Here is a 23,492-nt window from a genome sequence, read left to right as displayed (position 1 = left end):
CGCGCGCGCGTACGCCACGCCAGCACAGAATTTCGGCGCACCAGCCCCGAACTCGAAGGGGACACCGTGTCATTCGACTTTTCAGCGCAGCTTCCGCTGTCCCGCCACGCAATTGACCGGGATCATGCGGCCCGCGGCAACACCGATTTGATTGTTCAACTCTGGGCGGATGCGGCCACGCGCGTCGTGCCGCTCTGGCGCGGCCGGGCATTGCTGGCCGCCCCGGGAACTGCCGGTGCGGAAGCCCCGCGTCTGGACTTGCTTTCACCAGACCAGCTAGGTGACATCACGCTCTGCGTCTACCTCGGCCGCTCGCTTGATCCCTCCTCCTTCGAACCCGTCGGAACACCGATCGTCGCGGCCGTTGTGAACGATGACTCTGCCGCCCTGCTGCAGCCCGACGAGTCACGCTGGGCGTCGCTGCGTACGGTGGCCGCCACCCTCTCCGACCGTGACGCGGGAGCCTTTGCCGAAGCAGTCGGCGTCGTCAACTGGCACGACTCGCACACGCACTGCCCGCGCTGCGGCACTGCGACAGACGTTGAAGACAGCGGCTGGACGCGACGCTGCCCGCAGGATGGCAGTCAAGTGTTTCCCCGCACCGATCCGGCGGTGATCGTGCTCATCACCGACGATGACGATCGGGTGTTGCTCGGCTCCAACGCGATGTGGGAGAACAACCGCTACTCGCTGCTCGCCGGATTCGTCGAACCGGGGGAGTCCCTGGAGGCCGCGGTGATTCGTGAGATGCACGAAGAATCCGGCATGCGGGTGACCGACGCGACCTACCTCGGATCCCAGCCGTGGCCCTTCCCGGCCTCGATCATGTGTGGCTTCACCGCGCGACTCGCCGCCGATCAATCACCGGTCGCCCTGGTGCCCGACGGTGAAGAAATTCTCGACCTGCGCTGGTTCAGTCGCGCCGATCTGCGGGCAGAGGGCGAGAGCATCCTGCTACCCGGCCCATCGTCGATCGCGCGGGCGTTGCTTGACCGGTGGCTGGCTGAGGGGCACGACGACGATTCCACTGGCATCGACGACGCAGCCCCCTCGACCGGCTCCGCATTCGCGACAGCCGGACTCGACGCACCGCAGGCGAACCGATGAGCGCACCCGACGCGCTGCTCGCCGGACTCGACGACCAGCAACGTGTCGCCGCCGAGGCTCTGACCGGACCGGTCTGCATGCTGGCCGGCGCCGGAACCGGCAAGACCCGCGCGATCACCCACCGGATCGCCTACGGCGTGACCACCGGCGCCTACGCGCCCAACCGGGTGATGGCGCTCACCTTCACCTCGCGCTCCGCGGCGGAACTCCGCGGCCGATTGAGGCAGCTCGGCGCCGGCGGTGTCGCCGCGCGCACCTTCCACGCGGCCGCGCTCTCGCAGCTCAACTACTTCTGGCCGCACGTCGTCGGCGGTCAAGTTCCACGGTTGCTCGACGGCAAGGGGCGCCTGCTCGGCCACGCCGCCGAGGTGTTGAAGCTGAAGCTCGACACCCCGACACTGCGTGACCTCGCCGCCGAAATTGAATGGCGCAAGGTCTCGGGCCTCAGCATCGAGCAGTACGCCGCGGGAATCGCGTCGCGCACCCTGCCCGGCCGGCTGGACGTCGACCAGGTCGCCGCCCTGCAAGAGACCTACGAGCGGCTGAAGGACGAGCGCAAGCAGCTCGACTTCGAAGACGTGCTGCTGGCCATGGCGGGCATGATCGAGAACGAGCCGTCGGTCGCCTTCCAGGTGCGCGAGCAGTACCGCTTCTTCGTCGTCGACGAGTACCAGGACGTCTCGGCGCTTCAGCACGACCTGCTGACCCTCTGGCTCGGCGACCGCCGAGACCTCTGCGTCGTCGGCGACGCCAGCCAGACCATTTACTCCTTCGCCGGTGCCCGCAGCGAGTACCTGCTCGATTTTCCGAAGCACTACGAGGATGCGACGGTGGTGCGCCTGGAGCAGAACTACCGGTCGACACCGGCCATCGTCGCCACCGCGAACCAGTTGATGCGGGGTCGCGCCGGTGCGCTCACCCTGCAGGCGGCTGTGCGCCAGGCCGGCCCCGAACCGACCGTGCGCGACTTCCCGACCGATATGGCCGAGGCGCGCGGGGTCGCCCAGCAGATCCTCGAGCTGATCGAGGCCGGGACGCCGCCCGAGAAGATCGCGGTGCTGTACCGCCTCAACGTGCAGGCTGCGGCGCTCGAGACAGCGCTCGGCGACGTCGGGGTGAGCTTTCTGATCCGCGGGTCGAAGCGGTTCTTCGACCTTCCCGAGGTGAAGCAGGCGGTGATGCAGCTGCGCGCGGCATCCGTGTCGATCGTCGGCGAGCCGCTCTTCAAGTCGGTGAGTGACGTGTTGCGTTCGCTCGGCTGGAGCCAGACCGCGCCCGAGGCCCCGGGTTCGGTGCGCGACCGGTGGGAGTCGCTCAACGCGCTGATGGGTCTGGTCGATGAGGCGCCGGAGGGAACAACTTTTCGGCAGTTCACCGACGAACTCATGGAACGCCAGGCCGGTCAGCACGAACCGACGGTCTCGGCCGTCACCCTGGCCACGCTGCACTCGGCGAAGGGCCTCGAATGGGAGGCGGTTTTCGTGATCGGGCTGTCCGAGGGGCTCGTGCCGATCAGCTACGCCACAACCTTCGAGCAGATCGACGAGGAACGCCGCCTGCTGTACGTCGGCGTCACGCGGGCCAGGCGGATGCTGGCGCTCAGCTGGTCAGGATCAGGCCGCGATCAGCGCGCCCCACGGGAGCGATCGCGATTTCTGACAGAGCTCGGCATCCGCAGCGCTCGTGTGGCCGGTGCGCGCGGCGCGTGATCTGACCCGTTGCCGCGTCGAGCTGGAGCGATGCGGCGGTGAACTCTGACCTGCCCGTCTCGATCCGGTCCGCCACGATGCCGGCCACCAGCGCCGCGACCTCCATGCTGATTCGTGCGGTTTCGGTCGGGGCGGGGCGGTCAGAGAGCTGGTAGGCGATCGCCGGCCAGGCAGGGTCGGCATCGATATGGTGCAGCTCGAGGCAGTACAGGCAGGGCCCGGCCCCCGGTTCGACGAAGGGGCCGATGCTCACCTGACTGTCGCCGAACAGCACCGGCAGGTGCGGAATGTCGCGGCGCAACCACTGCCCGTGCCGGCGCGGATCAAGCGCATAGTTTCCGATCACGAGGGCGACCATGGCCGTTGCTTTCGGCGTTGCCGTCACTGCCGCGCCGACGTGGGCACGTTTCTGCGGATGACGATGGTCGTGCGGGCTCAACGGGTCGAGGGGCGCGGCCGTGACCACCGGGATCCCGAGTCCGAGCACGGAGCGTGCGATGCCGTCGGCCGTCGGTCCCACGCCGTCAATGCAGACCACAGTCCGGGCGGGGGAGTCGGGCCTGCTGGGCGGGTCGGAGTGCGGATCTCGGCCGGGCCGCGGTTCGGCCACCTGTTCACCGCGGGTGCGATCTTCGCCCGTCAGCTCCAAGGCGGGCCGAAGCGCCCGCAGCAGCACTGACAGTTCGGCGTCCGTGGCCCCGACTTCGCGGCTCATCATGACGATGCTCGAGCGTGGCAGGCCGACACGCAAAAGATTCACGACGCGTTCGAGGGCGGCGGAGACATGGGTGACGACCGCAATCGGTCGGTCGATCCCGATCTGGATGCTGTCAGGCGTGCGCCAGACGACCGGGTACTGGGGGTTCAGCCGGATGACCATGCCCCCGATGATGCCTCAGCGCGCGCCTGTGCCGTGCGATCTGTCCACAGGCGCGCACACGTGACTACTGCTCGTGCGGCCGATCCGTTCCCTCATCGCGCAACAGGTCTTCGAGTGCCTGGTCGATTTCGTCGAGCACCGGCGCTTCGCCGGAGGCCGTCGACGTCAGTCGGGCTACCAGCGCCTGCGGGTCGTCGAGGTCTTCGGAGGTGGGCAGAATGTCGGGGTGTGCCCACAGGGCGTCCCTGGCTTCGTTGCCGACGGCATCCGTCACGGCCTGCCACATGGCTGCCGCGTCGCGCAGCCGCCGCGGGCGCAGTTCCAACCCGACGAGGGTCGCGAACGCCGACTCGGCCGGCCCGCCCGATGCCCGGCGGCGCTTGACCGTCTCGGCAATCGCGTCGGCCTTGGGCAGTCGGCTCGTTGCCTCGCGCGTGACGACATCGACCCAGCCTTCGACGAGGGCGAGCATCGTCTCGAGGCGGGCGAGAGCGGCAAGCTGCGACTCGGTCTTCGGCGGGATCAACGAACCGTCGACCATGGCTTGGCGCAGCTCTTCGGGATTCGACGGGTCGAACCCTTCGGCCAGATCTTCGAGTTTCGACGAGTCGATGCTGATGCCGCGCGCGAAGTCCGTGATCGAGCTGATCAAGTGAAGTCGCAGCCAGCGGGAGTGGCGGAACAGGCGGGCGTGGGCGAGTTCGCGCACGGCCAGATAGATCTGCACCTGGTCGGTCGGAACATCGAGGCCCTCGCCGAACTCGGCGACGTTCTGGGGGAGCAAAGCCGCCTGTTGCTCGCTGAGCAACGGGATTCCGACGTCGCCGCCGGAGACGACCTCGCTGGCGAGCTGGCCGATGACCTGGCCGAGCTGCATCGCGAACAGGGTGCCGCCGATGCTGCGCATCATCTGGCTTGCGCCGGCGATCATGCTTTGCAGTTCTTCGGGAGCCTGCTCGGTGAGCACGCGGGTGAGGGAATCGGAGATGCTGCTCGCCACCGGCTCGGCCATCTGTGTCCAGATCGGCGTTGTCGCCGTGACCCATTCCTTGCGGGTCATCAGGCGTGGGGGAGTCGTCAGTTCGGCGACCGAAATCACGTCGTCCAGCCAGAGCGCGGCAATGTTRAACGCGGCGTCGAGCTGCGTGCGCTGCTCAGTCGTCGCGTTGAGCTGGCCGGCAGCGGCGCGCTCCTGGCCCTGCTGAAGGGCGATATCCCAGTTGATGCCGCCATCGGCGCTTCCGCGCAGAGCGCCCTGAAGCTGGTTCATCAGCGCAGCGACGCTGGCCGGGTCGTTGGGCAGCCCCGCGGCCCCCGCCAGCTGGCTGGGGTCGATTGACGACTTTCCGCTCAGGATGTCGCGGAGCATGTCCCGAAATTCGTCTTCAGGATTCTGACCCTCATCGGGTCGGGTGTCGTCGTCCACTTCAGGCACCTCTCAGTTGCTTACTTCTACGCTAGTCCGAGAAACCCGGCCATGACTGGGAAATGTCCTAGGCTTGAGGGCTCAGGTGTCCGCCCGTCGCGAACACCACTTGCCGCAACGCCTCCCGCATCGCGGATCCACGGAAGGAGCACGGTGGCTCTCTTCACCGACGATCACACGGGGCTGCATGGTCAGCCCACCCGCCGCTTGCGTGTCGGCTGGATCGTGCTCCTCATCGCTGTTGTCTGCGGACTGCTTCTTGCGATGGTTCCTTCGCCGTACGTGATCGAACAACCCGGCCCGGTATTCGACACGCTGGGCTCGGCCAAGAACGCCGACGGCACAGAGGTGCCGTTGATCACGATCGAAGACCAGAAGACGTTTCCCACCGACGGCAGCCTGAATATGCTCACGGTCTCAGTGGTCGGCAACCCCGACCAGCGCGTGAGCTGGCTCCAGGTCGCCGGCGCGTGGTTCAACCCCGACAAGGCAGTGGTGCCCCTCGAGGCGGTGTTCCCGCCGAACGTGACCACCGAGCAGCGCAACACCGAGAATCAGGCAGCCATGGTGGACTCGCAGCAGGAGGCCATCGCTGCAGCGTTGACGCACCAGGGCATCGGCTACTCGACGAACGTCGCGGTGATGTCACTGACCAGCGATTCAGCGGCCACAGACATCCTGAAACCGAACGACCAGATCATCACGGTGAACGGTGCGCCGATCGCCGACATCACTGACCTTCGCGCCGCCCTGAAGGCCAACGGTGCCGGAAACCCGGCAGCGTTCGGCATTGTTCGCGACGGCGAAGATGCCACGGTCGAGATCACACCCGTCGAGAAGGATGGCGCCGTGATCGCCGGCATCAACGTGAAGACCGACTACGAGTTCCCGTTCCCGGTCACGATTGAGCTGAACAACGTCGGCGGTCCGAGCGCTGGCATGATGTTCGCGCTCGGCATCATTGACAAGCTCACGCCCGAGTCGCTGACCGGCGGAGCCGACATCGCGGGAACCGGCACGATCGACCCGGCCGGCACCGTCGGCCCGATCGGCGGAATCCAGCAGAAGATGGTCGGCGCGAAAGACGCGGGAGCCAAATGGTTCCTGGCTCCCGCCGCGAACTGCAATGAGGTCACCGGTCACATTCCTGACGGGCTCCACGTCTTTGCCGTCGAGACGCTCGATGACGCGACCACCGCGCTGGATGCGGTGAGTTCTGGACAAGACCTGGACGCTCTCCCCACGTGTCCTGTGAGCGCTCCGTAGACGAGGATTTCTGAGGCATGCTTATCGAGCCGTACTGACGCAGGAGTCGGCTCGGCACAAGCTGGAGTTTCTCCGGAGGGCCCTTCTTGGCTTGTCGATTGTCTAGTCGACTGGACCTTAGCTGGGAATTTTCTCAGGAGCGCTTGTCTAGGATGGGGGCGACCCTGATTCAGTAGAACAAGAGGCCATTTCGTGACATCAGCACCCTCAGCAGACGCTCCACGGCGGAGTCGAGCTCCACTCGCTATCACAGCGGCGATCATCGTGGGGTTGGTGGTCGTGTTCTTCATCGTCGCCGGCCTCTACACCGACGTTCTCTGGTTCGACCAGCTCGGCTTTCTCAACGTCTTGACCACTCAGTGGGTGGCCGCGGGAGTCATGTTCCTGATCGGCTTCTTCGCGATGGCCGTTCCGGTCTGGGTCAGCATCCAGTTGGCGTATCGCCTGCGCCCGATCTACGCGAAGCTGAACTCTCAGCTCGACCGCTACCAGCAGGTCATTGAGCCGCTGCGTCGCCTCGCCATGTGGGGTCTTCCGACGCTGCTCGGTCTGTTCGCCGGTGTCGCTGCGGCGACGCGCTGGCAGACCACTCTGATGTGGCTGAATCGCACCGAGGTGGGCCGGGTCGACCCGCAGTTCCACTTCGACGTGTCGTTCTACCTCTTCGACCTGCCGTTCTTCCAGTCGCTGCTCGGCTTCGCCTCGGCCGTCGTGCTGATCTGCGCGCTCGTCACCGTTGCAACGTGCTACCTCTACGGTTCGCTGCGCATCAGCGGACGTGAGGTTCTGATTTCGAAGGCCGCGCGCGTTCAGATCGCCGTCACCGCCAGCCTCTACCTTCTGCTTCAGGCCATCAGCATCTGGTTCGACCAGTACTCGACGCTGACAGACACCAACGATCTGATCACCGGCGCCGGCTACACCGATGTCAATGCAACGATCCCGGGCCGCGCCATCCTGGCCGGCATCGCCGCCGTTGTGGCCATCCTCTTCCTCGTGACGGCGATCATCGGTCGCTGGCGCCTGCCCATCATCGGCACGGTGCTGCTGATCGTCTCGAGCCTGCTGATCGGTTCGCTCTACCCCTGGGTCGTGCAGCGGTTCCAGGTCGACCCGAGCGCTAAGACGCTGGAGTCCGAATATATTCAGCGAAATATCGATCTCACCCGGGATGCCTACAACCTGTCGAAAATCGACGTGGTTCCCTACAACGCGACGACGACCGCTGAGCCCGGCGCGCTGCGTGCCGACGCCGAAACCACGGCCAACATCCGTATTCTCGACCCGGCCATCGTCAGCGATGCGTTCAGTCAGCTCGAGCAGTTCAAGCAGTACTACCAGTTCCCCTCGAACCTCGACGTTGACCGCTACACGATCGACGGCAAGTCGCAGGACACGGTCGTTGCGGTGCGTGACCTCAAGCTCGAGGGTCTGAACGCGGGTAACACCTGGGTCAACTCGACGGTCGTCTACACCCACGGTTACGGTGTCGTGGCGGCCTATGGCAACCAGCGCACCGTCGATGGTCAGCCTGTGTTCCTGGAGTCGGGCATCCCGAGCGTCGGCTCACTCGGCAAATACGAGCCGCGCGTCTATTTCGGTGAGACATCGCCGACCTACTCGATCGTCGGTGCTCCGAAGGGGGCCAAGCCGGTCGAGCTTGACTACCCGTCGGGAACCGATGGTGCGCAGCAGACCTACACGACCTTCACCGGTGACGGTGGGCCGAAGCTCGACAACGTGTTCACAAAGCTGATCTACGCGCTCAAGTTCCAGTCTGAGCAGATCTTCCTGTCGGACTCCGTGAACAAGGATTCGCAGATCATCTACGATCGCGACCCGATCGAGCGTGTGAAGAAGGTCGCGCCGTATCTCACGCTCGACACGAATGCGTACCCGTCGGTCGTCGATGGCAAGATCAAGTGGATTGTCGACGGCTACACGACCTCGGCGAGCTACCCGTACTCCACCCCGGTCGGCCTGAGTGCGGCTACCGCCGACACCGAGAACCCTGCGCAGCCGTACGCGCTCGACCAGATCAACTACATGCGCAACTCGGTCAAGGCGACCGTTGATGCCTACGACGGTTCGGTCACGCTCTACGCCTGGGACACCGAGGACCCGATCCTGAAGACCTGGGAAAAAATCTTCCCGTCGACCGTCAAGCCGATGAGCGAGATGAGTGGCGACCTGATGAGCCACGTGCGCTACCCGGCCGACATGTTCAAGGTGCAGCGCGCCATGCTCGGTCAGTACCACGTGACCGACCCCGGTTCGTTCTACTCGCACGATGACGCCTGGACCACGCCGAACGACCCGGTGTCTCCGGTGGCGAACCCGACACTGCAGCCGCCGTACTTCCTGACGATGCAGATGCCCGATCAGAAGGCACCGTCGTTCTCGATCTACTCGACGTTCATTCCGGATGCGTCCGGTGCGACGAGCCGTAACGTGCTGACCGGCTACCTGTCGGCCAACGCGGACGCCGGTTCGACGAAGGGGGAGCGAGCCGCCGACTACGGCAAGCTGACCCTGCTCACCCTGCCGAAGGATGACACGGTGCCGGGCCCCGGCCAGGTGCAGGCGAAGTTCAATGCCGACCCGGTCGTCTCGACCCAGCTGAACCTGCTGAAGCAGGGCCAGTCGAAGGTGCTCAACGGCAACCTGCTGACCCTGCCCGTCGGTGGCGGACTGCTCTACGTGCAGCCGGTCTACGTGCAGTCGACCGGTGGTGGTGGGTACCCGCTGCTGCAGAAGGTGCTCGTGGCCTTCGGCGACCAGATCGCCTTCGAGGATACCCTCGACACTGCGCTCAACGTGTTGTTCGGCGGCGTCTCTGGAGCGAACGCCGGTGACACGACGGTGCCGCCGTCGACCGGACCCACTCCGGGAACGGGAACCGCTCCGGGCAACGGAACCACTCCCGGAACGTCGACAGGCAACCCGGCAACGGATGCTGAGCTGCGCAGCTTGCTCGACGTCGCTAAGCAGGCGATGGCCGACAAGCAGGCCGCACTGGAGGCCGGCGACTTCGCGGCCTACGGCGTCGCCGACAAGAAGCTGTCCGACACCATCGCGCAGATGCTCGCGTTGCTGGGCGAGTAAGCGTTGAAGTAGCAGTCGCCGATCGGCCTCGCCGAGAATCGAGCTGACGAAGGGCCCGGCCGGGCGTGGACCTCCACACCCGGCCGGGCCCTTCGCATTCTCGATCGCTCGCCGTCGGTGTGTGTGGGTGTCCCGGATTGGCGGCGAATGACCGCCCGAATGGGGGTCTTGTGGTCACGAGCGTTTCAGACGTGTGGTAACTTTGTTCTTGTAGCGCGGGGTGGAGCAGTTCGGTAGCTCGCTGGGCTCATAACCCAGAGGTCGCAGGTTCAAATCCTGTCCCCGCAACAGATGGTGCAGCTGCACCCGATGGCCCGGAATCATTAGATTCCGGGCCATTTGTCATTTCAGCTCCAGCGAGGGAATTCGCTTTCGGCCTCTTCTGTTTTCACAGCTCGAGGTTGGGACGATCGGATGCGTCATCCGACCACGCGATCCGGCCCACCGATTCTTCGAGCTCGAGGTCGGCGGCGCGTGCGTGGTGGATGTAGTCGTCGGCCCAGTTCATCAGGGCATCGCCCTTCTCATGGAAGCCAGACAAGAGAGCGCCGTGCAGCCCGAGCCAGGCGGCAAAGGCGAACGGGCCCTCCAGCTGGTGGCGGTGACGGCCGACCTCGGCGACCGCGGCGTTGCGGCCGATCATCGCCATGATTCCTTTGTCGTGGTAGTGGAACGGCGCAGGGGTTTTTCCATCCCGGAGCGCACGGATGTTCTTGCCCACCCAGGCGCCTGACTGCTGGGCGACGGACCCGAGCTGTGGGAACGTCCCGCCCGCCGGGTCGGGCACGTTCGCGACATCGCCGATCGCGAACACGTCAGGGTGTCCAGGAACGGTCAGGTCGGCGGAGACGTCGAGACGCCCGCCCCGGCCGGGCGTGATGCCGGTGAGGGCCACGAGCGACGCGCCTGAGATGCCGCCCGCCCAGATCACGGTATCGGTCGCGACCGTCGATCCGTCCGACAGGGTCGCCGAATCGATGTCCACGGAGGACACCGCGACGCCGAACGTCACGTCGACGCCCATCGTGGTCAGCTTTCCCAGCGCGTAATGGTGCGAGCGATCCGTGAACGGGGCGAGCAGTACTTTCCCGAGTTCAACCAGGCGCACCGTCGCCTGCCCGACGAGCTTCCCGTCATCCCGAAGAGCCCGGAAGAGTTCGGCGAGGGCCCCTGCGATCTCGACACCGGTCGCCCCACCGCCGCAGATGACGACTGTCAAAGCGCCGTCACTGTCTGGTTTGCTCAGCTCGCGAAGCCGATCGCGGAGGTGCCGGCGAAGCAGCTCAGCGTCCCGCACCGTATACAGCGGGAAGGCATGCTCGGCGGCCCCGGGGACGCCGAAGAAGTTCGCCTGCGAACCCGCCGCGAGCACAAGCTGATCGGCGGGGCCGAAGGTGCCGGTATCCGTCGTGACGGTTCTCGTGTCCACGTCGATCGCGGTGACCTCGCCGGTGACGACGGTGACCTGCGCCCGGTCTCGGAACATTCGTGCGAGCGGTCGGGCGATGTCCTCCGCCGGAAGCTGCGACGTCGCGACCTGGTAGAGCAGCGGCTGGAACTGGGTGTAATCGTGGCGATCGATGAGTGTCACATCGATGCCGTTCTTGGCCAACTCGGCGGCGCAGGCCGCGCCTGCCATCCCGCCTCCTGCAACGATGACGCTCATGATCCTCCTGTGCGACGGGGCCGGGACGGGCGAAGGTGCGCCCTCACAACCGGCACGAATTCGAATTCGTAGATGGTTGTCATGGTGAGGCCGACGTCCGCAATCCCCAGCTGCCACGCCAGGATTCCCCGGGTGCGAGATCTAACAGGTCGACTCCGCTGTGCAGGGCATCCGGTGGGCAGGTCATCGGCTCGATCGCGATGGCGGCACGGCGGCGCTCGCCCTGACCCACCAGGTCCGCTGTGTAGACCATCAGGTAGCGGTATCCGCCGTCGACCCACAGTTCGACAGACCGGCCACTGTCCGGATCGAACAGCCGTGCGGTGGCGCGACCATCGAGGTCGTGCGCGAGGTCGCCGAACGCGGTATCCAACTCCTGTGACAGGATGCGCCGAGCCTGGGTGAAGTCCCGTGGCGTCCCGGCCACGGGGATCATCGTCGCCCGTTCTGCTGGCTCGTCCGGATCAAGAATGGCTGTCCCCGGCACGGTCAGCTCGAGGGCGTCGACGGCACGGCCGAGCGTGAGGTAGGGATGGAATCCGACGCCGAAGGGGGCCGACTCATCATCCGTGTTTACCGCGGTGAACGTCACCGTCAGCCCGGACCGGTCCAACAGATAGTTGATCTCGAGGTCGAGCTGCCACTCGTATCCGGGCTGTGGCCGAACCGCGCAGGAGAGCGTGACCTGGTTCGAGTCGTGGCGCAGTGGAGACCAGTCCAGCCAGCGCACCAGCCCGTGGATCGCGTCGTGCCTGGCGGGCTCGTTGAGCGGAGCCTGACAGTCTCGCCCGCCGTAGGTGTATCGGCCATCGGTGAGACGGTTCGGCCACGGCGCGAGCACCTGGCCCCGACCATCTGTGCACCGTTCGTCGGCCGGGAAGCCATCGATGACGTCGCGCCCGTCGACCGTGAAGGCGCGGAGAGTCGCGCCGACCTGACTGACCTGCGCCTGTGCGTCGCCCCAGGCGATCTGGAATTGCTCGCCAGAGGGTTGCCGTCGACGTGCAGGTACTTCCGTCATCAGCCGAGCCGAGCGAGCAGATGGTCGCCCACGCGCAGGGCATTGGCCATCGCGGTGAGACCGGGATTCACCGCCCCGATGCTGGGGAAGAAGCTCGTGTCGACCACGTACAGGTTGTCCACCTCGTGAGCCTTGCAGTCGGCGTCCAACACCGACGTCGTGGGATCGTTGCCGAAGCGCACGGTACCGGCCTGATGGGCGCAGCCGGCGATGGGGATGTCATTCTTCATGTAGATGTCGCGGGGGATCAGGTGGTCAGGATGCATTCCGAGGTGACTGAGGTGTTTCTTCACCCGGCGGTAGAGCTGTTCGAGAGGCTCTCGGTTGTTCTGTGTGTAGCTCAGTACGACGTTTCCGTCTTTACCCAGCGTGACGCGATTGTCAGGGTCCGGGAGGTCCTCTGCCGAGAGCCAGAAGTCGACCGCGTGCTCTGCCATCTCCTTGAGCGTGAACCCGGGCGCGAGCTTGGCGATGGGCTGCTCGCCCCGATACATCGGAGGTGAGGATTTTCCGACCATCTGCACGTTTCCCATCGGGTACGTGAAGTCGTCGTCGCCGAGGTACCAGTCATTCAAGCCGAGAGTCTTCTGGAAACGGGTCTCGTTCTTCTCCGTAGAGATGGCGAGGAAGGCCCGACTGTTGTGGAAGACGTAGTTGCGACCGACCTGATCAGACCCGTTGGCCAGTCCGTTTGGGTGCCGGTCGTTCGCGCTGGACAGCAGTAGTTTCGCGGAGTTCGCCGCCCCGGCCGAGATGACGACGATCGCACCGGTGAATCTCTGTTCGGTGCCGTCGACGTCCGCGACCACGGACGTGACTGTGCGGCCGGACGGATCGGTCTCGAGTCTTCTGACCTCCGCATTGCGCACGAGCGTGACGTTGGGGTGCGCGATTGCGGGGCGCACGCCGATCACATCGGCGTCGGACTTCGCATGCACCAGGCACGGGAATCCGTCGCACGTCGCGCAGCGGATGCAGACGCTGAAGGCCGGGTTCGCCTCGTCGAGCATGATCCCGTTGGGGGAGTGGAACGGATGCAGTCCCACTTTGCCCAGGTCATCGAAGAGCTTCTGGATGCGCGGCTCGTGAGACACCGGCGGGTAGGGGTAGGGCCCGCCGGGCGGGTCCGAAGGGTCCTCTCCGCGGATGCCGTGCACCTGGTACAGCTCCTCGGCCTGCGCGTAGTAGGGCTCGAGATCGCCGTACTCGATCGGCCAGGCCGGCGAGATCCCGCCGTGGTGCTTCAGTTCGCCGAAGTCCGCCTCACGGAGCCGGTACAGTGCCGCTCCGTAGAACTTTGTCGCCCCGCCCACGAAGTAGTGGACCTGTGGCTGGAAGGACTTTCCCTTCTTGTCATACCAGGTGTCCTTCGAGACGTAGCGGTTGTCGACGAAGACGGCGGTGGCATCCCAATTCTCGGCTTCCCGGGGCAGCCAGTCGCCGCGTTCGAGGATCAGCACCCGCTTGCCCGAAGGCGCCAGCCGGTGCGCGAGGGTGCCCCCGCCGGCTCCGGATCCCACGATGATGACGTCATACTCGTCGGCCATAAGGTTCTCCTCAGGTAGTTTCGTTTTTCGAGCGACTCATTTGGCGGTCCCGTCCGACGTGACGATCCAGGGACCCTCCCATCCGCCGTGGTCCGCAACAAGAGTGGATGCGATTGCGGGACCCCAGGTGCCGGGGGCATAGGGATGCACGGGCGGCGGGTTGTCGATCAGTGGCTGCATGATGCGCCAGTTCTCCTCCACCTCGTCCTGTCGCTTGAAGCGGCCGGAGTCCCCGACGATCGCGGCGTGCAGGAGCACCTCGTACGGCGTTGCGCCCTCGCCGCCCTCGTTGGCGAACTCCACGTCAAGAGTGACCGCCTCCGGGCCCCGACCATCGGCCCGATGGGCGTCGACAACCAGCCGGGCACCGGTGGAGGGATCCAGCTTGACGACGAACTCGTCACGCACGGGGCCCCGGCCCTCGCCGGCGCCCAGCCCGACGTGGACGGGCGGCGGCGCCCGGAAAATGATGCGCAATTCGGTCTGGGTGACGGGGAGTTTTTTGCCCGTGCGGATGTAAAACGGGACGCCTGCCCACCGCCAGTTGTCGATCTCGAGCCGCACAGCCGCGTAGGTTTCGGTCGTCGAGCCTGCGGCGACTCCGTCGATGTTCTGGTATCCGTCGTACTGACCTCGGACGTAGTGAGCGGGGTCGGCGGCTTTCACGGCTCGGAACAGCGTCACGACCGCGTCGTGCAGCGCGTCCGGGCCCCCTCCGGAGGGCGGCTCCATCGCGGCCGCGGCCACCACTTGCATGAGGTGGTTGACCATCACGTCGCGCAGCGCACCGACGGGGTCGTAGAAATGACCCCTGTCTTCCACACCGAATTCCTCGGCCATCGTGATCTCCACGCACTCCACGTAGCTTCGGTTCCACAGCGGTTCGAGGATGGTATTGGCGAAGCGGAGGTAGAGGATCTCCTCGTAGCCCATCTTCCCGAGGTAGTGGTCGATTCGGTACAGCTGGGCCTCGTCCAGGTACTGGTGCAGTTCGGTTGCCAGAGCCTTCGCGGATTCGAGATCGTGGCCGAACGGCTTCTCCACGACAACGCGGGCCGCCGTTGTGAGACCGGCCTCCGCGAGTCCCTGGGCGACCCTGCCGAAGAGGAAGGGGGGGATCTCGAGGTAGAAGACCGGGTGTTTGGCGCCGCTGATGGCCGCGCCGACCCGTTGGTAGGTTGCCGCGTCGCCGAAGTCGCCCTGCACGTAGGCCAGCCGCCCGGCGAGCCGTCCAAACGCCGCCTCGTCCAGCACCTCTCCCGTTGCGACGATCGAATCCCGTGCGTGCTGCACCAGGCGCTCCAGCGTCCAGTCGTCGACGGCGACGCCGACAATCGGACAGTCGAGCAAGCCTCGGAGTTCCAGACGGTACAGCGAGCGGAATGTCATGACCCGGGCGAGGTCACCCGTTATCCCGAAGACCACCAGGACATCGGCGACCTCCGACCACTGGTCGGGCGCAGGGGCCATCTCCGGCGAAGGTGAAGGGGGCATCGGAGTCTCCATACGTGAGTAAGTCGCGATTTTCGACCTTTATACTCCGCCCGTGCAGTGCGCGATACCCGCGACAGAGAAAATGGCGGAGCGGTGCGCCGGCCGTCCGCACGGCGTTGAATTCGTCGCGGGACTGTCGAAGTGTGTGCCGGAGGGGGGCTGCTCTTGCCCTCTGCCGAGACCGGGGTGACACTGGGTGCGGCTGCTGCGTCCGACCTCGTTGGCGGGCCGGCTTTTCCGAACCTAGTTCGAGTGGATCGGTCGAAAGACGACGGAGGTGACTGATCACATGGACCCGACAGACCTCGCCCGCATCCAATTCGCGTCGACGAGCATCTATCACTTCTTCTTCGTTCCCGTGACCATCGGACTGGCGTTCCTCATGGCCATCCTCCACACCAAGTGGTATCGCACGCGCGAGATCCGGTTCGAGCGTCTGACCCGCTTCTTCGGAACGCTTCTGCTGATCAATGTCGCAATCGGCGTGGTAACGGGGCTCGTGCAGGAGTTCCAGTTCGGCATGAACTGGTCGGCCTACTCCCTGTTCGTCGGTGACGTCTTCGGCGCACCGCTGGCGATGGAAGGGCTTGCCGCATTCTTCCTGGAGTCCACGTTCCTCGGGCTCTGGATATTCGGCTGGAAGGTGCTGCCGCGCGGGGTCCACCTGCTCTCGGCATGGCTCGTGGCGGTGGGGGCGATGCTGTCGGCGGCGTTCATCATGGCGGCGAACTCGTGGATGCAGCATCCGGTCGGCTATACGACGGACTCGGATGGTCGCCCCGTGCTCTCGTCGATCGGGGACCTCTTTACCAACCCCGTCTTCATCTGGGGGTACATCCACGTGATCCTCGCCTCGCTTGTCACGGGTGCGGTCGTGATGCTCGCGGTGTCGGCGTGGCAGCTGCGACGAGGTCATCTGGCCTTCAAGACCTCGGCGCTGGTGTCGCTCATCGTGCTGCTTCCGGCGTCGGCGCTCGCGCTCGGGGTCGGCAGCCACCTCGGGGTGATCGAGGCGACCTACCAGCCGATGAAGATCTCGGCCGCGGAGGCCCAGTGGGAGACCTGTCAGCCGTGCTCGTTCTCGCTGTTCCAGATCGGCGGGTTCGAGAGCTCGGACGAGGAGCCGATCAAGATCCTGCAAGTTCCGCACCTGCTGTCACTGCTGGCGACCGGCACATGGGACGGCGAAGTCGTCGGGTTGAATGAGCTGCAGGCGCAGGATGCGGCTCAGTACGGCCCGGGGAACTATGTGCCAGACGTGCGCATCCAGTACTGGTCGATGAGGGTGATGGCCTACCTCGGCACCTTGTTCTTCCTCGTCTCGCTGTGGGGGGTGTGGCTGGCCGCCCGCAAGAAATTACCGACCTCCCGGGTGTTCCTGTTCKTCGCGACGTGGGCCATACCCCTGCTCTTCGTCATGAATACCGCCGGATGGCTGCTGACCGAGAGCGGGCGCCAGCCCTGGATCGTCCAGGGGCTCATGAAGACAGCGGACGGGGTGTCAACGACCGTCTCGGCCACGGAGATCATTGTGAGCCTCGTGGCGTTCTTGGTGGTCTACCTGTTCCTGATTGTGCTCGACGTCGTTCTCATGCTCAGGTACGCCCGTCGCGACCTCGAGGCTCCTGAGGAAGACCTCGCGAGTGACGACCGTGACACTCCTGCCCTGACCTATTGACGTGACCCGCTGAGGAGGACTCGTGAATCTCGCAGACGTGTGGTTCGTCATCATCGCCGTCTTCTGGACGGGGTTCTTCGTGCTCGAGGGCTTCGACTTCGGAGTCGGTGCACTGCACGCAGTGATCGGTCGATCCGAGACCGAGCGCCGGACGGCGATCAACACGATCGCCCCGTTCTGGGACGGAAACGAGGTGTGGCTCGTGGTTGGTACCGCGGCGATCTTCGCAGCCTTCCCGGCCTGGTACGCCACGTGGCTGTCTGCGCTCTACCTCGGAGTCCTGATTCTGCTCATCGCGCTCATCACGCGTGGGATCGCACTGGAGTGGCGTGGCAGAGGCCGCGGCCACTCCTGGCGCGGAGCGTGGAGCGTCGGGCTCAGCGTCGGAAGCGTCGTGGCCCCGCTCGTGATCGGAATGGCGCTCGGAGCGCTGCTGGCCGGACTTCCCATCAACTCGGATGGTGCATTCACCGGCAACGTCTCGGATATGTTCTCGGGATTCAGCGTGTGGACGGGCCTGACGCTCGTCGCGTTGTGCCTGTTTCATGGCGCGACGTTCCTCGCGATTCGCACGACTGACGACCTCCGGCAGCGCGCAACCCGCTGGTCGGTGACTCTGGGCATCGTCGCGCTGGTGATGGTCGCCGTGTTCGCGGTCTGGACGTCACTCATGGCCCAGCCGGGATGGCCGTCGTACGTGCTGCTCGCGGCCGCGCTGCTCGCGATCGTCGCGGCCCTGTTGGTCGCGCGGCGAAGCGAGAAGGGCGCCTTCACATCGACGGCGATCGCGATCGCGGCGACCGTCGGCTCGCTGTTTGCGAGTCTCTTCCCCGACGTTCTCGTGTCGAGTACCACAGCCGAATACAGTCTCACGGTGGCAGGCAGCGCGTCGAGCGAGTACGCGCTCACGGTGATGACGATCGTGGCCGCCGTCTTCTTCCCGTTGGTGCTGATCTACCAGGGCTACACGTACATCGTCTTCCGCAAGCGGGTGGGAGGCAGCCCGATGCCCGCCGAACGGATTGTGGAGCCTGACCTGAGTGGCCAGGGGGAGTGACGAGTGCACGTGGTCTGCGGGCCTGAAAACGTCAGGTAGTATTGATCTTGTAGCGCGGGGTGGAGCAGTTCGGTAGCTCGCTGGGCTCATAACCCAGAGGTCGCAGGTTCAAATCCTGTCCCCGCAACAGATGGCAGTTCTCGAAACAGCCACACGAAATCGCTCCTGAGATTCTCAGGGGCGATTTCGTGTTTCCGGGCCGGTTTCGCACGGCACACTAGATCCGACTCGTCGTCGAGTCGTCTGAGAAACGCTGCGCCAGCCAGACGGGCACAACCGCGAGCAGCACCAAGACCGCCGCGACCACGTTGACGACGGGCGCCTGGTTCGGGCGGAAAAGGTTGTTGAAGATCCAGAGCGGCAGAGTTTGGATGGTCGGTCCGGCCGTGAAAGTCGTGACCACGATCTCGTCGAAGCTGAGCGCGAAGGCGAGAACGGCGCCGGCAATGAGCGCACCGCGCGCGTTCGGCAGAGTGATACGCCAGAACGTTTGCCAGCCGGTTGCCCCGAGGTCGGCGGACGCCTCCTCAAGTGAGCTACCCATCCGTCGAAGCCGGGCCTGCACGTTGTTGTAGACGATGACGATGCAGAAGGTGGCATGGCCGATGATGACGGTCGCGAGCCCGAGCGCGACGCCGAGTGGGCCGAGCACCTGCACGAAAGTTGCATTGAGTGCGATGCCGGTGACGATCCCGGGGAGGGTGATCGGAAGGATGACGAGGAAACTGATCGTGGCGCGGCCGAAGAACACGTAGCGCTGCACAGCGAACGCCGCCATGGTACCGAGCAGAAGCGCGATCAGCATGGCGCACAGGCCCGCGACGACCGAGATGCCCAAAGCGCTGAGGGCGCCGCTGCTCGCCGCAGCTTTCTGCCACCATTCGAGGGTGAAACCGGTGGGCGGAAAGCCGAATGTGCGTGAACTGTTGAACGAGTTCAGCACGATGATCAGCAGGGGGATGTAGAGGAACGCGAGCCCGACCACCATGCAGACGGTGAGCGTCAGGCGCAAGGGAGTGGGGAGTTTCATCAGACATTCTCCAATGCTCCGGTGCGTCGCAGTGCGAACAGGTAGAGCACGATTGCGGTGAGGGGGATGAGTGACAGCGTTGCCGCGAAGGGCAGATTGTTGGCCGTCACGAGCTGGCCATAAATGAGATTCGCGAGGAGTTGGGTCTTGCCTCCCACGATCCCGACGGCGATGTAGTCGCCGAGCGTGAGGGAGAAGGTGAAGATGGAGCCGGCCGCGATGGCCGGGAACACCAGCGGCAGGACGACTGACCGAATAGTGCGCCAGGTGCTCGCGCCAAGGTCGAAGCTTGCCTCGACGAGAGAATTTGAGACGCGATCAAAACCGGCGTAGACCGGAATGATCATGAACGGCAGCCACAGGTAGGCGAGCGTGATGACGGTTGCAGTGAGGCCGTATCCCGGTGTGATCCCGCCGGTCACAAAGGCGAGCGGTCCGTTTGGAGCGAGCAGGGTGCGCCACGCGTACGCCTTCACCAGATAACTTGCCCAGAGCGGCGTGGTCACTGCGACGAGCAGAACCAGTCGGGCCCGAGGTGAGGCGACCTTGCTCATGTAGAGCGCCATCGGAATCGCGATCACCGCGTCGATCACTGTCACACCGACGGCGACGAGGATGGTGCGCAGGGCGACCAAGCCGAAGAGCGGGTCGGTGAAGAGCCGGGCAAGGTTGTCGAGCGTGAAGGTATGCTCGACCGCCCCGGTGAAGTCATTGACCGTCCAGAAGACGGAGAAGAGCATGACCAGGATTGAACCGAGGTACATCACCACCAGCCACAGCAGCGGCACGCTCAGGAGCAGCGCGAGCCGCGCCTTGGGCCTGGAGGAGAGATAGCTGGGAGGTCGCGCAGCTACCCTCTGATCTGCTGCCACGCGTTCACCCAGTCGGAATACGAGGTGCAGTTATCACCACTGCCGTCGAGGCACTGCGTGGTCGGCGTCGTCCAATAGTAGATTTTCGCCGCATAGTCAGCATCGGTGGCGTGGTAGGTCGTGCAGAAGTCGGGATCGCTCGTCTCCGTGCAGGCGAGCGTCTGGGCGGGGGCTTCACCGAACCACTCAGCGACCTGGGCGTTCACCGTGGGCGAGGTGATGTAATTCATCCACTCGTACATGCAGTTCGGGTGCTTGGCCTTGGTGGACACCATCCAGGTGTCCGACCAACCGGTCACGCCCTCCTTCGGCACGACGGTCTCGACCTTGACCTTGGCGTCGGCGTTGATCAGATTCGCGATGACTTGCCAGGTCGTGCCGACCACTGAGCTGCCGGACTCGAACGCCTGAACTTCTTTCGTGAAGTCTGACCAGTACTCACCGACGTTCGCGCTCTGCTTCTTCAACAGAGTGACCGCGGCGGCGAGCTGCTTGTCCGTCAGCGAGTAGGGGTCGGTGATGCCGAGATCCGGCTGAGTCGCCTTCAAGTAGAGAGCGGCGTCCGCGATATAGATGGGGGAATCGTAGGCGGTGACTTTGCCCTTGTAGGCGTCAGAGTCGGTGAAAACCGCCGACCAGGATGTCGGTGCCGGCGATACAGCAGAGGGCGTGTACATCAGCAGATTCRCGCCCCAGCCGTGCGGGATCCCGTAGGACTGGTCGTTCACGGAGTTCCATGAGCCGTTCTTGAGGAACGACGAGATCGTTTTGTAGTTGGGCACCAGTTTCGTGTTGACGGGAGCGACATCGCCGGCGTAGATCAGCCGAAGTGTTGCGTCGCCCGATGCTGAAACCCCGTCGTACTGGCCGGTGCGCATGAGCTGGATCATGTCGTCAGAGGTCGCGCCATAGGTGGTGTGTACTTTGCAGCCGGTCTGCGCCTCGAAGGGATGCACCCAGTCGACAGAAGGGTCGTTCGAGCCGTCCTCGGCGTAGCCTGCCCAGGCGATCAGGTTGAGCTGTCCCTCGCCCGCGCCGAGCGAGCTGGCCATCGGTTCTTTCGGCGGCTCCGCCCTCGTGCTTCCGGAGGAGCTGTTGGGGGTGCCGCCCGACGAACACCCGGACAGGAGCATCGCGGCCGCCACAATGACGGCCGCACCCGTCGTTGCCAGGCGAAACATCCTTTTCATGAGGGGAGCCTCTCTTCTTGTGACTGTCTTCGGTGCTCCGGGTGACAGCCCGGTCAGTCTGAGATTCTGCGGAAGGCCTCTTCCGGCCAACGAAGGGTGACCTCGGCACCGCGTCGGATACCCGTGTCGAGGCCGCCTTCGGCATTCAGCACGGTGGCGCTGAGGGTGAGCCCGACTGGCCCGTCGACGACGATGCGCGTGACCGAACCCGCATAAACAACGTCGCGAACGATCCCATCGATATGGGGCATATCCGTCGGCGTGGGTTCACCCCGTGGCACGATCGCGACCTTCTCCGGGCGCACCGCGAACGACCCGGTCTTACCGAAAAGTGCACGGGCGGAATCCGCCCCGATGAAATTCGACGAGCCGACGAAGGCCGCGACGAATGCGGTCGCCGGATACTCATACACCTCGTGCGCCGGGCCGAGCTGCTCGATCTGCCCATTGTTGAAGACGGCCAGACGGTCGCAGAGCGTCAACGCCTCGTCCTGGTCATGGGTCACGAAGACGAACGTGATGCCGACCTCCCGCTGGATGGCCTTGAGCTCAAGCTGCATCTGCTCGCGCAGCTTGAGGTCGAGCGCGCCGAGCGGCTCGTCGAGCAGCAGCACTTTGGGCCGCTTCACCAGGGCGCGAGCGAGCGCCACACGTTGGCGCTGGCCGCCGGAGAGTTGCGTCGGCCGACGGCTGTCGTATCCACCGAGACGCACCATCTCGAGCGCTTCACCAACCCGCCGGATGCGTTCGGCCTTCGGGACCTTGTCGACGAGGAGACCGTATTCGATGTTCTTCGCGACGGTCATGTGCGGAAAGAGCGCATAGTCCTGAAAAACCGTATTGACGTCGCGTCGGTACGAAGGAATCGCGGTCGCGTCGGTTCCGCCGAGAAAGACCGAACCGGAGGTCGGAGTCTCAAAGCCCGCAATCATCCGGAGCACCGTCGTCTTTCCCGAGCCAGACGGCCCGAGCATGGCGAAGAACTCGCCATCGAAGACATCGAGATCAATTCCGTCGACGGCTGTCACCGAGCCGAACGACTTGCGCAGCGCGCGCAGTGAGATTTGCGGGGTGGGAATCCGCTTTTCGCTGCTCCCCGCGCCCGACGAATCGAAGCCGGGTTGATCACCGGTCGCAGCTTCTGTGGTGCGGGTCTCTGTCATTTCCACCCTTTCGGGCGAACGGTTTCAGGTGTCAGTTGAGTGCAATGCAACCACTCCGGAATACCGCCGTCAACCATCCCGCATGCCGGTCGTGCCGGTGCACAGGAGTAGCCAACTGCTGGGTTGTTGGCTCAGCCTCCGAGACGCGCCACGGCGTTGACGGCCGAGCGAACGGATGCCACCGTCTCGGCCACCTCATCGGCTGTCGTCGACGCCGCGAGGGTGAACCGAACGGCGGTCTGAGCGACGGTCGCCTCGATTCCGAGTGCCGTCAACACATGCGAGGCCTCATCGCTTCCGGCGGCACAGGCCGACCCGCTCGAGCAGACGATCCCGCGACGTTCGAGCTCAAGCAGCACCGCCTCCCCACTTGTGCCCGGAAACACGAAGGAGGCAGTGCCGGGCAACCGGTCGGTGCGATGGCCGGTGAGGAGGGAGCCGGGAACACCGCCGAGCACGCCGTCGATGAGGGCGTCGCGCAGAATCGTGGTCTCGGCTGCCGCCGTGAGCCGCTCAGCCTCGGCCAAGCGCAGGGCCGTGGCCAGTGCGACAGCGCCGGCGACATTCTCGGTGCCGCTGCGTTTGCCGCGCTCCTGTCCGCCGCCGTGCAGCACCGGTTCGAGTGGGTGGCGTCCGCGCACGAGGAGCGCCCCGATTCCCGCCGGCGCGCCGACCTTGTGGCCCGAGATCCCGAGGGCATCAACACCCAGCGACGTGACGTCGAGCGGCAGCCAGCCGGCTGCTTGCACCGCGTCGGTATGAAACGGAACGCCCCGGGAACGTGTCACCGCGGCCAGCTCAGCGAGAGGTTGAATCGTGCCCACCTCGTTGTTGGCATATTGCACCGAGACGAGGGTCGTGTCGTCACGTATGGCAGCGGCGAGGTGGGCGGGATCAACGAGCCCCGTCGCATCCACCGGAAGAAACGTGATCTCAAAACCGTGAACGCGAGCCAGGTAATCAGCCGATGCCAGCACGGCTTCATGCTCGATCGGGGTGGTGATGAGGTGCTTGCCCCGCGGCGCGCCGAGCGCGATCCCCTTGACCGCGAGATTCGCGGCCTCGGTGCCGCCGCTCGTGAAGACGACCTCACCGGGCCGAGCGTCGAGCACCGCCGCAACCTCGCGCCGAGCGGCGGCGAGGGCTGCGGCCGCTGCTTCGCCGCGCTGGTGGTGGCTTGACGGATTGCCGAAACCGCCGGTCAGGAACGGCCACATTGCTTCCAGGGCTTCGCGGCGCACAGGGGTGGTCGCGGCATTGTCGAGATAGATCATGAGCGTT

At 65.1% G+C, this 23,492-nt stretch carries 17 protein-coding genes and 2 tRNA genes; 8 read left to right on the top strand and 11 right to left on the bottom strand.

The genetic code is table 11. The features are described 5' to 3' along the window. Nucleotides 1-66 precede the first annotated feature (66 nt). Together nudC and AB4Y63_RS13270 are read left to right on the top strand one after the other, a co-directional pair. Nucleotides 67-1,107 carry an NAD(+) diphosphatase gene (gene nudC, locus AB4Y63_RS13275; protein ID WP_441791530.1) on the top strand — a complete coding sequence of 347 codons (1,041 nt, stop codon included), beginning with the start codon at nucleotides 67-69 and terminating at the stop codon, nucleotides 1,105-1,107. Beyond that, nucleotides 1,104-2,816, top strand: a complete 1,713-nt coding sequence (locus tag AB4Y63_RS13270; protein WP_441791529.1) for an ATP-dependent helicase — start codon at nucleotides 1,104-1,106, stop codon at nucleotides 2,814-2,816. Before nudC ends, AB4Y63_RS13270 begins: the two co-directional genes overlap by 4 nt. Here AB4Y63_RS13270 and AB4Y63_RS13265 read toward each other — a convergent pair. Next, nucleotides 2,707-3,696 carry a TOMM precursor leader peptide-binding protein gene (locus AB4Y63_RS13265; protein ID WP_441791528.1) on the bottom strand — a complete coding sequence of 330 codons (990 nt, stop codon included), beginning with the start codon at nucleotides 3,694-3,696 and terminating at the stop codon, nucleotides 2,707-2,709. The genes AB4Y63_RS13270 and AB4Y63_RS13265 overlap by 110 nt on opposite strands. 64 nt (nucleotides 3,697-3,760) lie before the next feature. Further along, nucleotides 3,761-5,065: a zinc-dependent metalloprotease gene (locus AB4Y63_RS13260; RefSeq protein WP_441791609.1), complete on the bottom strand. Its 1,305-nt coding sequence runs from the start codon at nucleotides 5,063-5,065 to the stop codon at nucleotides 3,761-3,763. Between the two features lie 210 nt (nucleotides 5,066-5,275). On the opposite strand from AB4Y63_RS13260, the gene AB4Y63_RS13255 reads away from it, so the two are divergent. The 3 genes from AB4Y63_RS13255 to AB4Y63_RS13245 all read left to right on the top strand — a co-directional run bounded on the left by AB4Y63_RS13255 (nucleotide 5,276) and on the right by AB4Y63_RS13245 (nucleotide 9,781). Beyond that, on the top strand, nucleotides 5,276-6,388 hold the full coding sequence (locus AB4Y63_RS13255) for a YlbL family protein (protein WP_441791527.1): 1,113 nt from the start codon (nucleotides 5,276-5,278) through the stop codon (nucleotides 6,386-6,388). Nucleotides 6,389-6,580: 192 nt separating this feature from the next. Further along, a complete protein-coding gene (locus tag AB4Y63_RS13250; RefSeq protein WP_441791526.1) occupies nucleotides 6,581-9,493 on the top strand; it encodes a UPF0182 family membrane protein in 2,913 nt (970 codons plus the stop codon). A 214-nt stretch (nucleotides 9,494-9,707) separates the two neighbouring features. Next, a tRNA-Met gene (locus AB4Y63_RS13245) sits at nucleotides 9,708-9,781 on the top strand. 100 nt (nucleotides 9,782-9,881) lie between these two features. Here AB4Y63_RS13245 and AB4Y63_RS13240 read toward each other — a convergent pair. From AB4Y63_RS13240 to AB4Y63_RS13225, 4 genes are all read right to left on the bottom strand, one after another. After that, nucleotides 9,882-11,159: an NAD(P)/FAD-dependent oxidoreductase gene (locus AB4Y63_RS13240; protein WP_441791525.1), complete on the bottom strand. Its 1,278-nt coding sequence runs from the start codon at nucleotides 11,157-11,159 to the stop codon at nucleotides 9,882-9,884. Nucleotides 11,160-11,238: 79 nt separating this feature from the next. Then, on the bottom strand, nucleotides 11,239-12,180 hold the full coding sequence (locus tag AB4Y63_RS13235; protein ID WP_441791524.1) for an aldose 1-epimerase family protein: 942 nt from the start codon (nucleotides 12,178-12,180) through the stop codon (nucleotides 11,239-11,241). Beyond that, nucleotides 12,180-13,727, bottom strand: coding sequence for a GMC family oxidoreductase (locus AB4Y63_RS13230; RefSeq protein WP_441791523.1), 1,548 nt, complete (start codon nucleotides 13,725-13,727; stop codon nucleotides 12,180-12,182). The genes AB4Y63_RS13235 and AB4Y63_RS13230 overlap by 1 nt, the downstream gene beginning before the upstream one ends. Before the next feature lie 36 nt (nucleotides 13,728-13,763). Next, entirely contained in the window at nucleotides 13,764-15,221 is a 1,458-nt protein-coding gene (locus tag AB4Y63_RS13225) for a glucose-6-phosphate dehydrogenase (protein ID WP_441791522.1), read from the bottom strand. 289 nt (nucleotides 15,222-15,510) lie between these two features. Between AB4Y63_RS13225 and AB4Y63_RS13220 the strand changes: the two genes are divergently transcribed. The 3 genes from AB4Y63_RS13220 (at nucleotide 15,511) to AB4Y63_RS13210 (ending at nucleotide 18,083) form a co-directional block, all read left to right on the top strand. After that, entirely contained in the window at nucleotides 15,511-16,899 is a 1,389-nt protein-coding gene (locus AB4Y63_RS13220) for a cytochrome ubiquinol oxidase subunit I (RefSeq protein WP_441791521.1), read from the top strand. Between the two features lie 22 nt (nucleotides 16,900-16,921). Further along, the gene (cydB, locus tag AB4Y63_RS13215) at nucleotides 16,922-17,956 is read left to right on the top strand and encodes a cytochrome d ubiquinol oxidase subunit II (RefSeq protein WP_441791520.1); all 1,035 of its coding nucleotides are present in this window, start codon (nucleotides 16,922-16,924) and stop codon (nucleotides 17,954-17,956) included. A 53-nt stretch (nucleotides 17,957-18,009) separates the two neighbouring features. Then, nucleotides 18,010-18,083: transfer RNA gene (locus AB4Y63_RS13210), tRNA-Met, on the top strand. 90 nt (nucleotides 18,084-18,173) lie between these two features. On the opposite strand, the gene AB4Y63_RS13205 is transcribed toward AB4Y63_RS13210, so the two are convergent. The 5 genes from AB4Y63_RS13205 to AB4Y63_RS13185 form a co-directional block, all read right to left on the bottom strand. Beyond that, nucleotides 18,174-18,986: an ABC transporter permease gene (locus AB4Y63_RS13205; protein ID WP_441791519.1), complete on the bottom strand. Its 813-nt coding sequence runs from the start codon at nucleotides 18,984-18,986 to the stop codon at nucleotides 18,174-18,176. Next, nucleotides 18,986-19,858, bottom strand: coding sequence for an ABC transporter permease (locus tag AB4Y63_RS13200; protein ID WP_441791518.1), 873 nt, complete (start codon nucleotides 19,856-19,858; stop codon nucleotides 18,986-18,988). Before AB4Y63_RS13200 ends, AB4Y63_RS13205 begins: the two co-directional genes overlap by 1 nt. Then, nucleotides 19,837-21,048 (bottom strand): ABC transporter substrate-binding protein, encoded by a 1,212-nt coding sequence (locus AB4Y63_RS13195; protein WP_441791517.1) that lies wholly within the window; start codon nucleotides 21,046-21,048, stop codon nucleotides 19,837-19,839. The genes AB4Y63_RS13200 and AB4Y63_RS13195 overlap by 22 nt, the downstream gene beginning before the upstream one ends. 53 nt (nucleotides 21,049-21,101) lie before the next feature. Further along, the gene (locus AB4Y63_RS13190) at nucleotides 21,102-22,211 is read right to left on the bottom strand and encodes an ABC transporter ATP-binding protein (protein ID WP_441791516.1); all 1,110 of its coding nucleotides are present in this window, start codon (nucleotides 22,209-22,211) and stop codon (nucleotides 21,102-21,104) included. Nucleotides 22,212-22,342: 131 nt separating this feature from the next. After that, a complete protein-coding gene (locus tag AB4Y63_RS13185) occupies nucleotides 22,343-23,485 on the bottom strand; it encodes a cysteine desulfurase family protein (protein ID WP_441791515.1) in 1,143 nt (380 codons plus the stop codon). Nucleotides 23,486-23,492: the final 7 nt, after the last annotated feature.

Origin of the sequence: Leifsonia sp. YAF41 (assembly GCF_052113185.1) — a bacterium.
Taxonomy (GTDB): Bacteria; Actinomycetota; Actinomycetes; order Actinomycetales; family Microbacteriaceae; genus Cryobacterium.
This window is presented reverse-complemented; position numbering and strand designations above follow the sequence as displayed.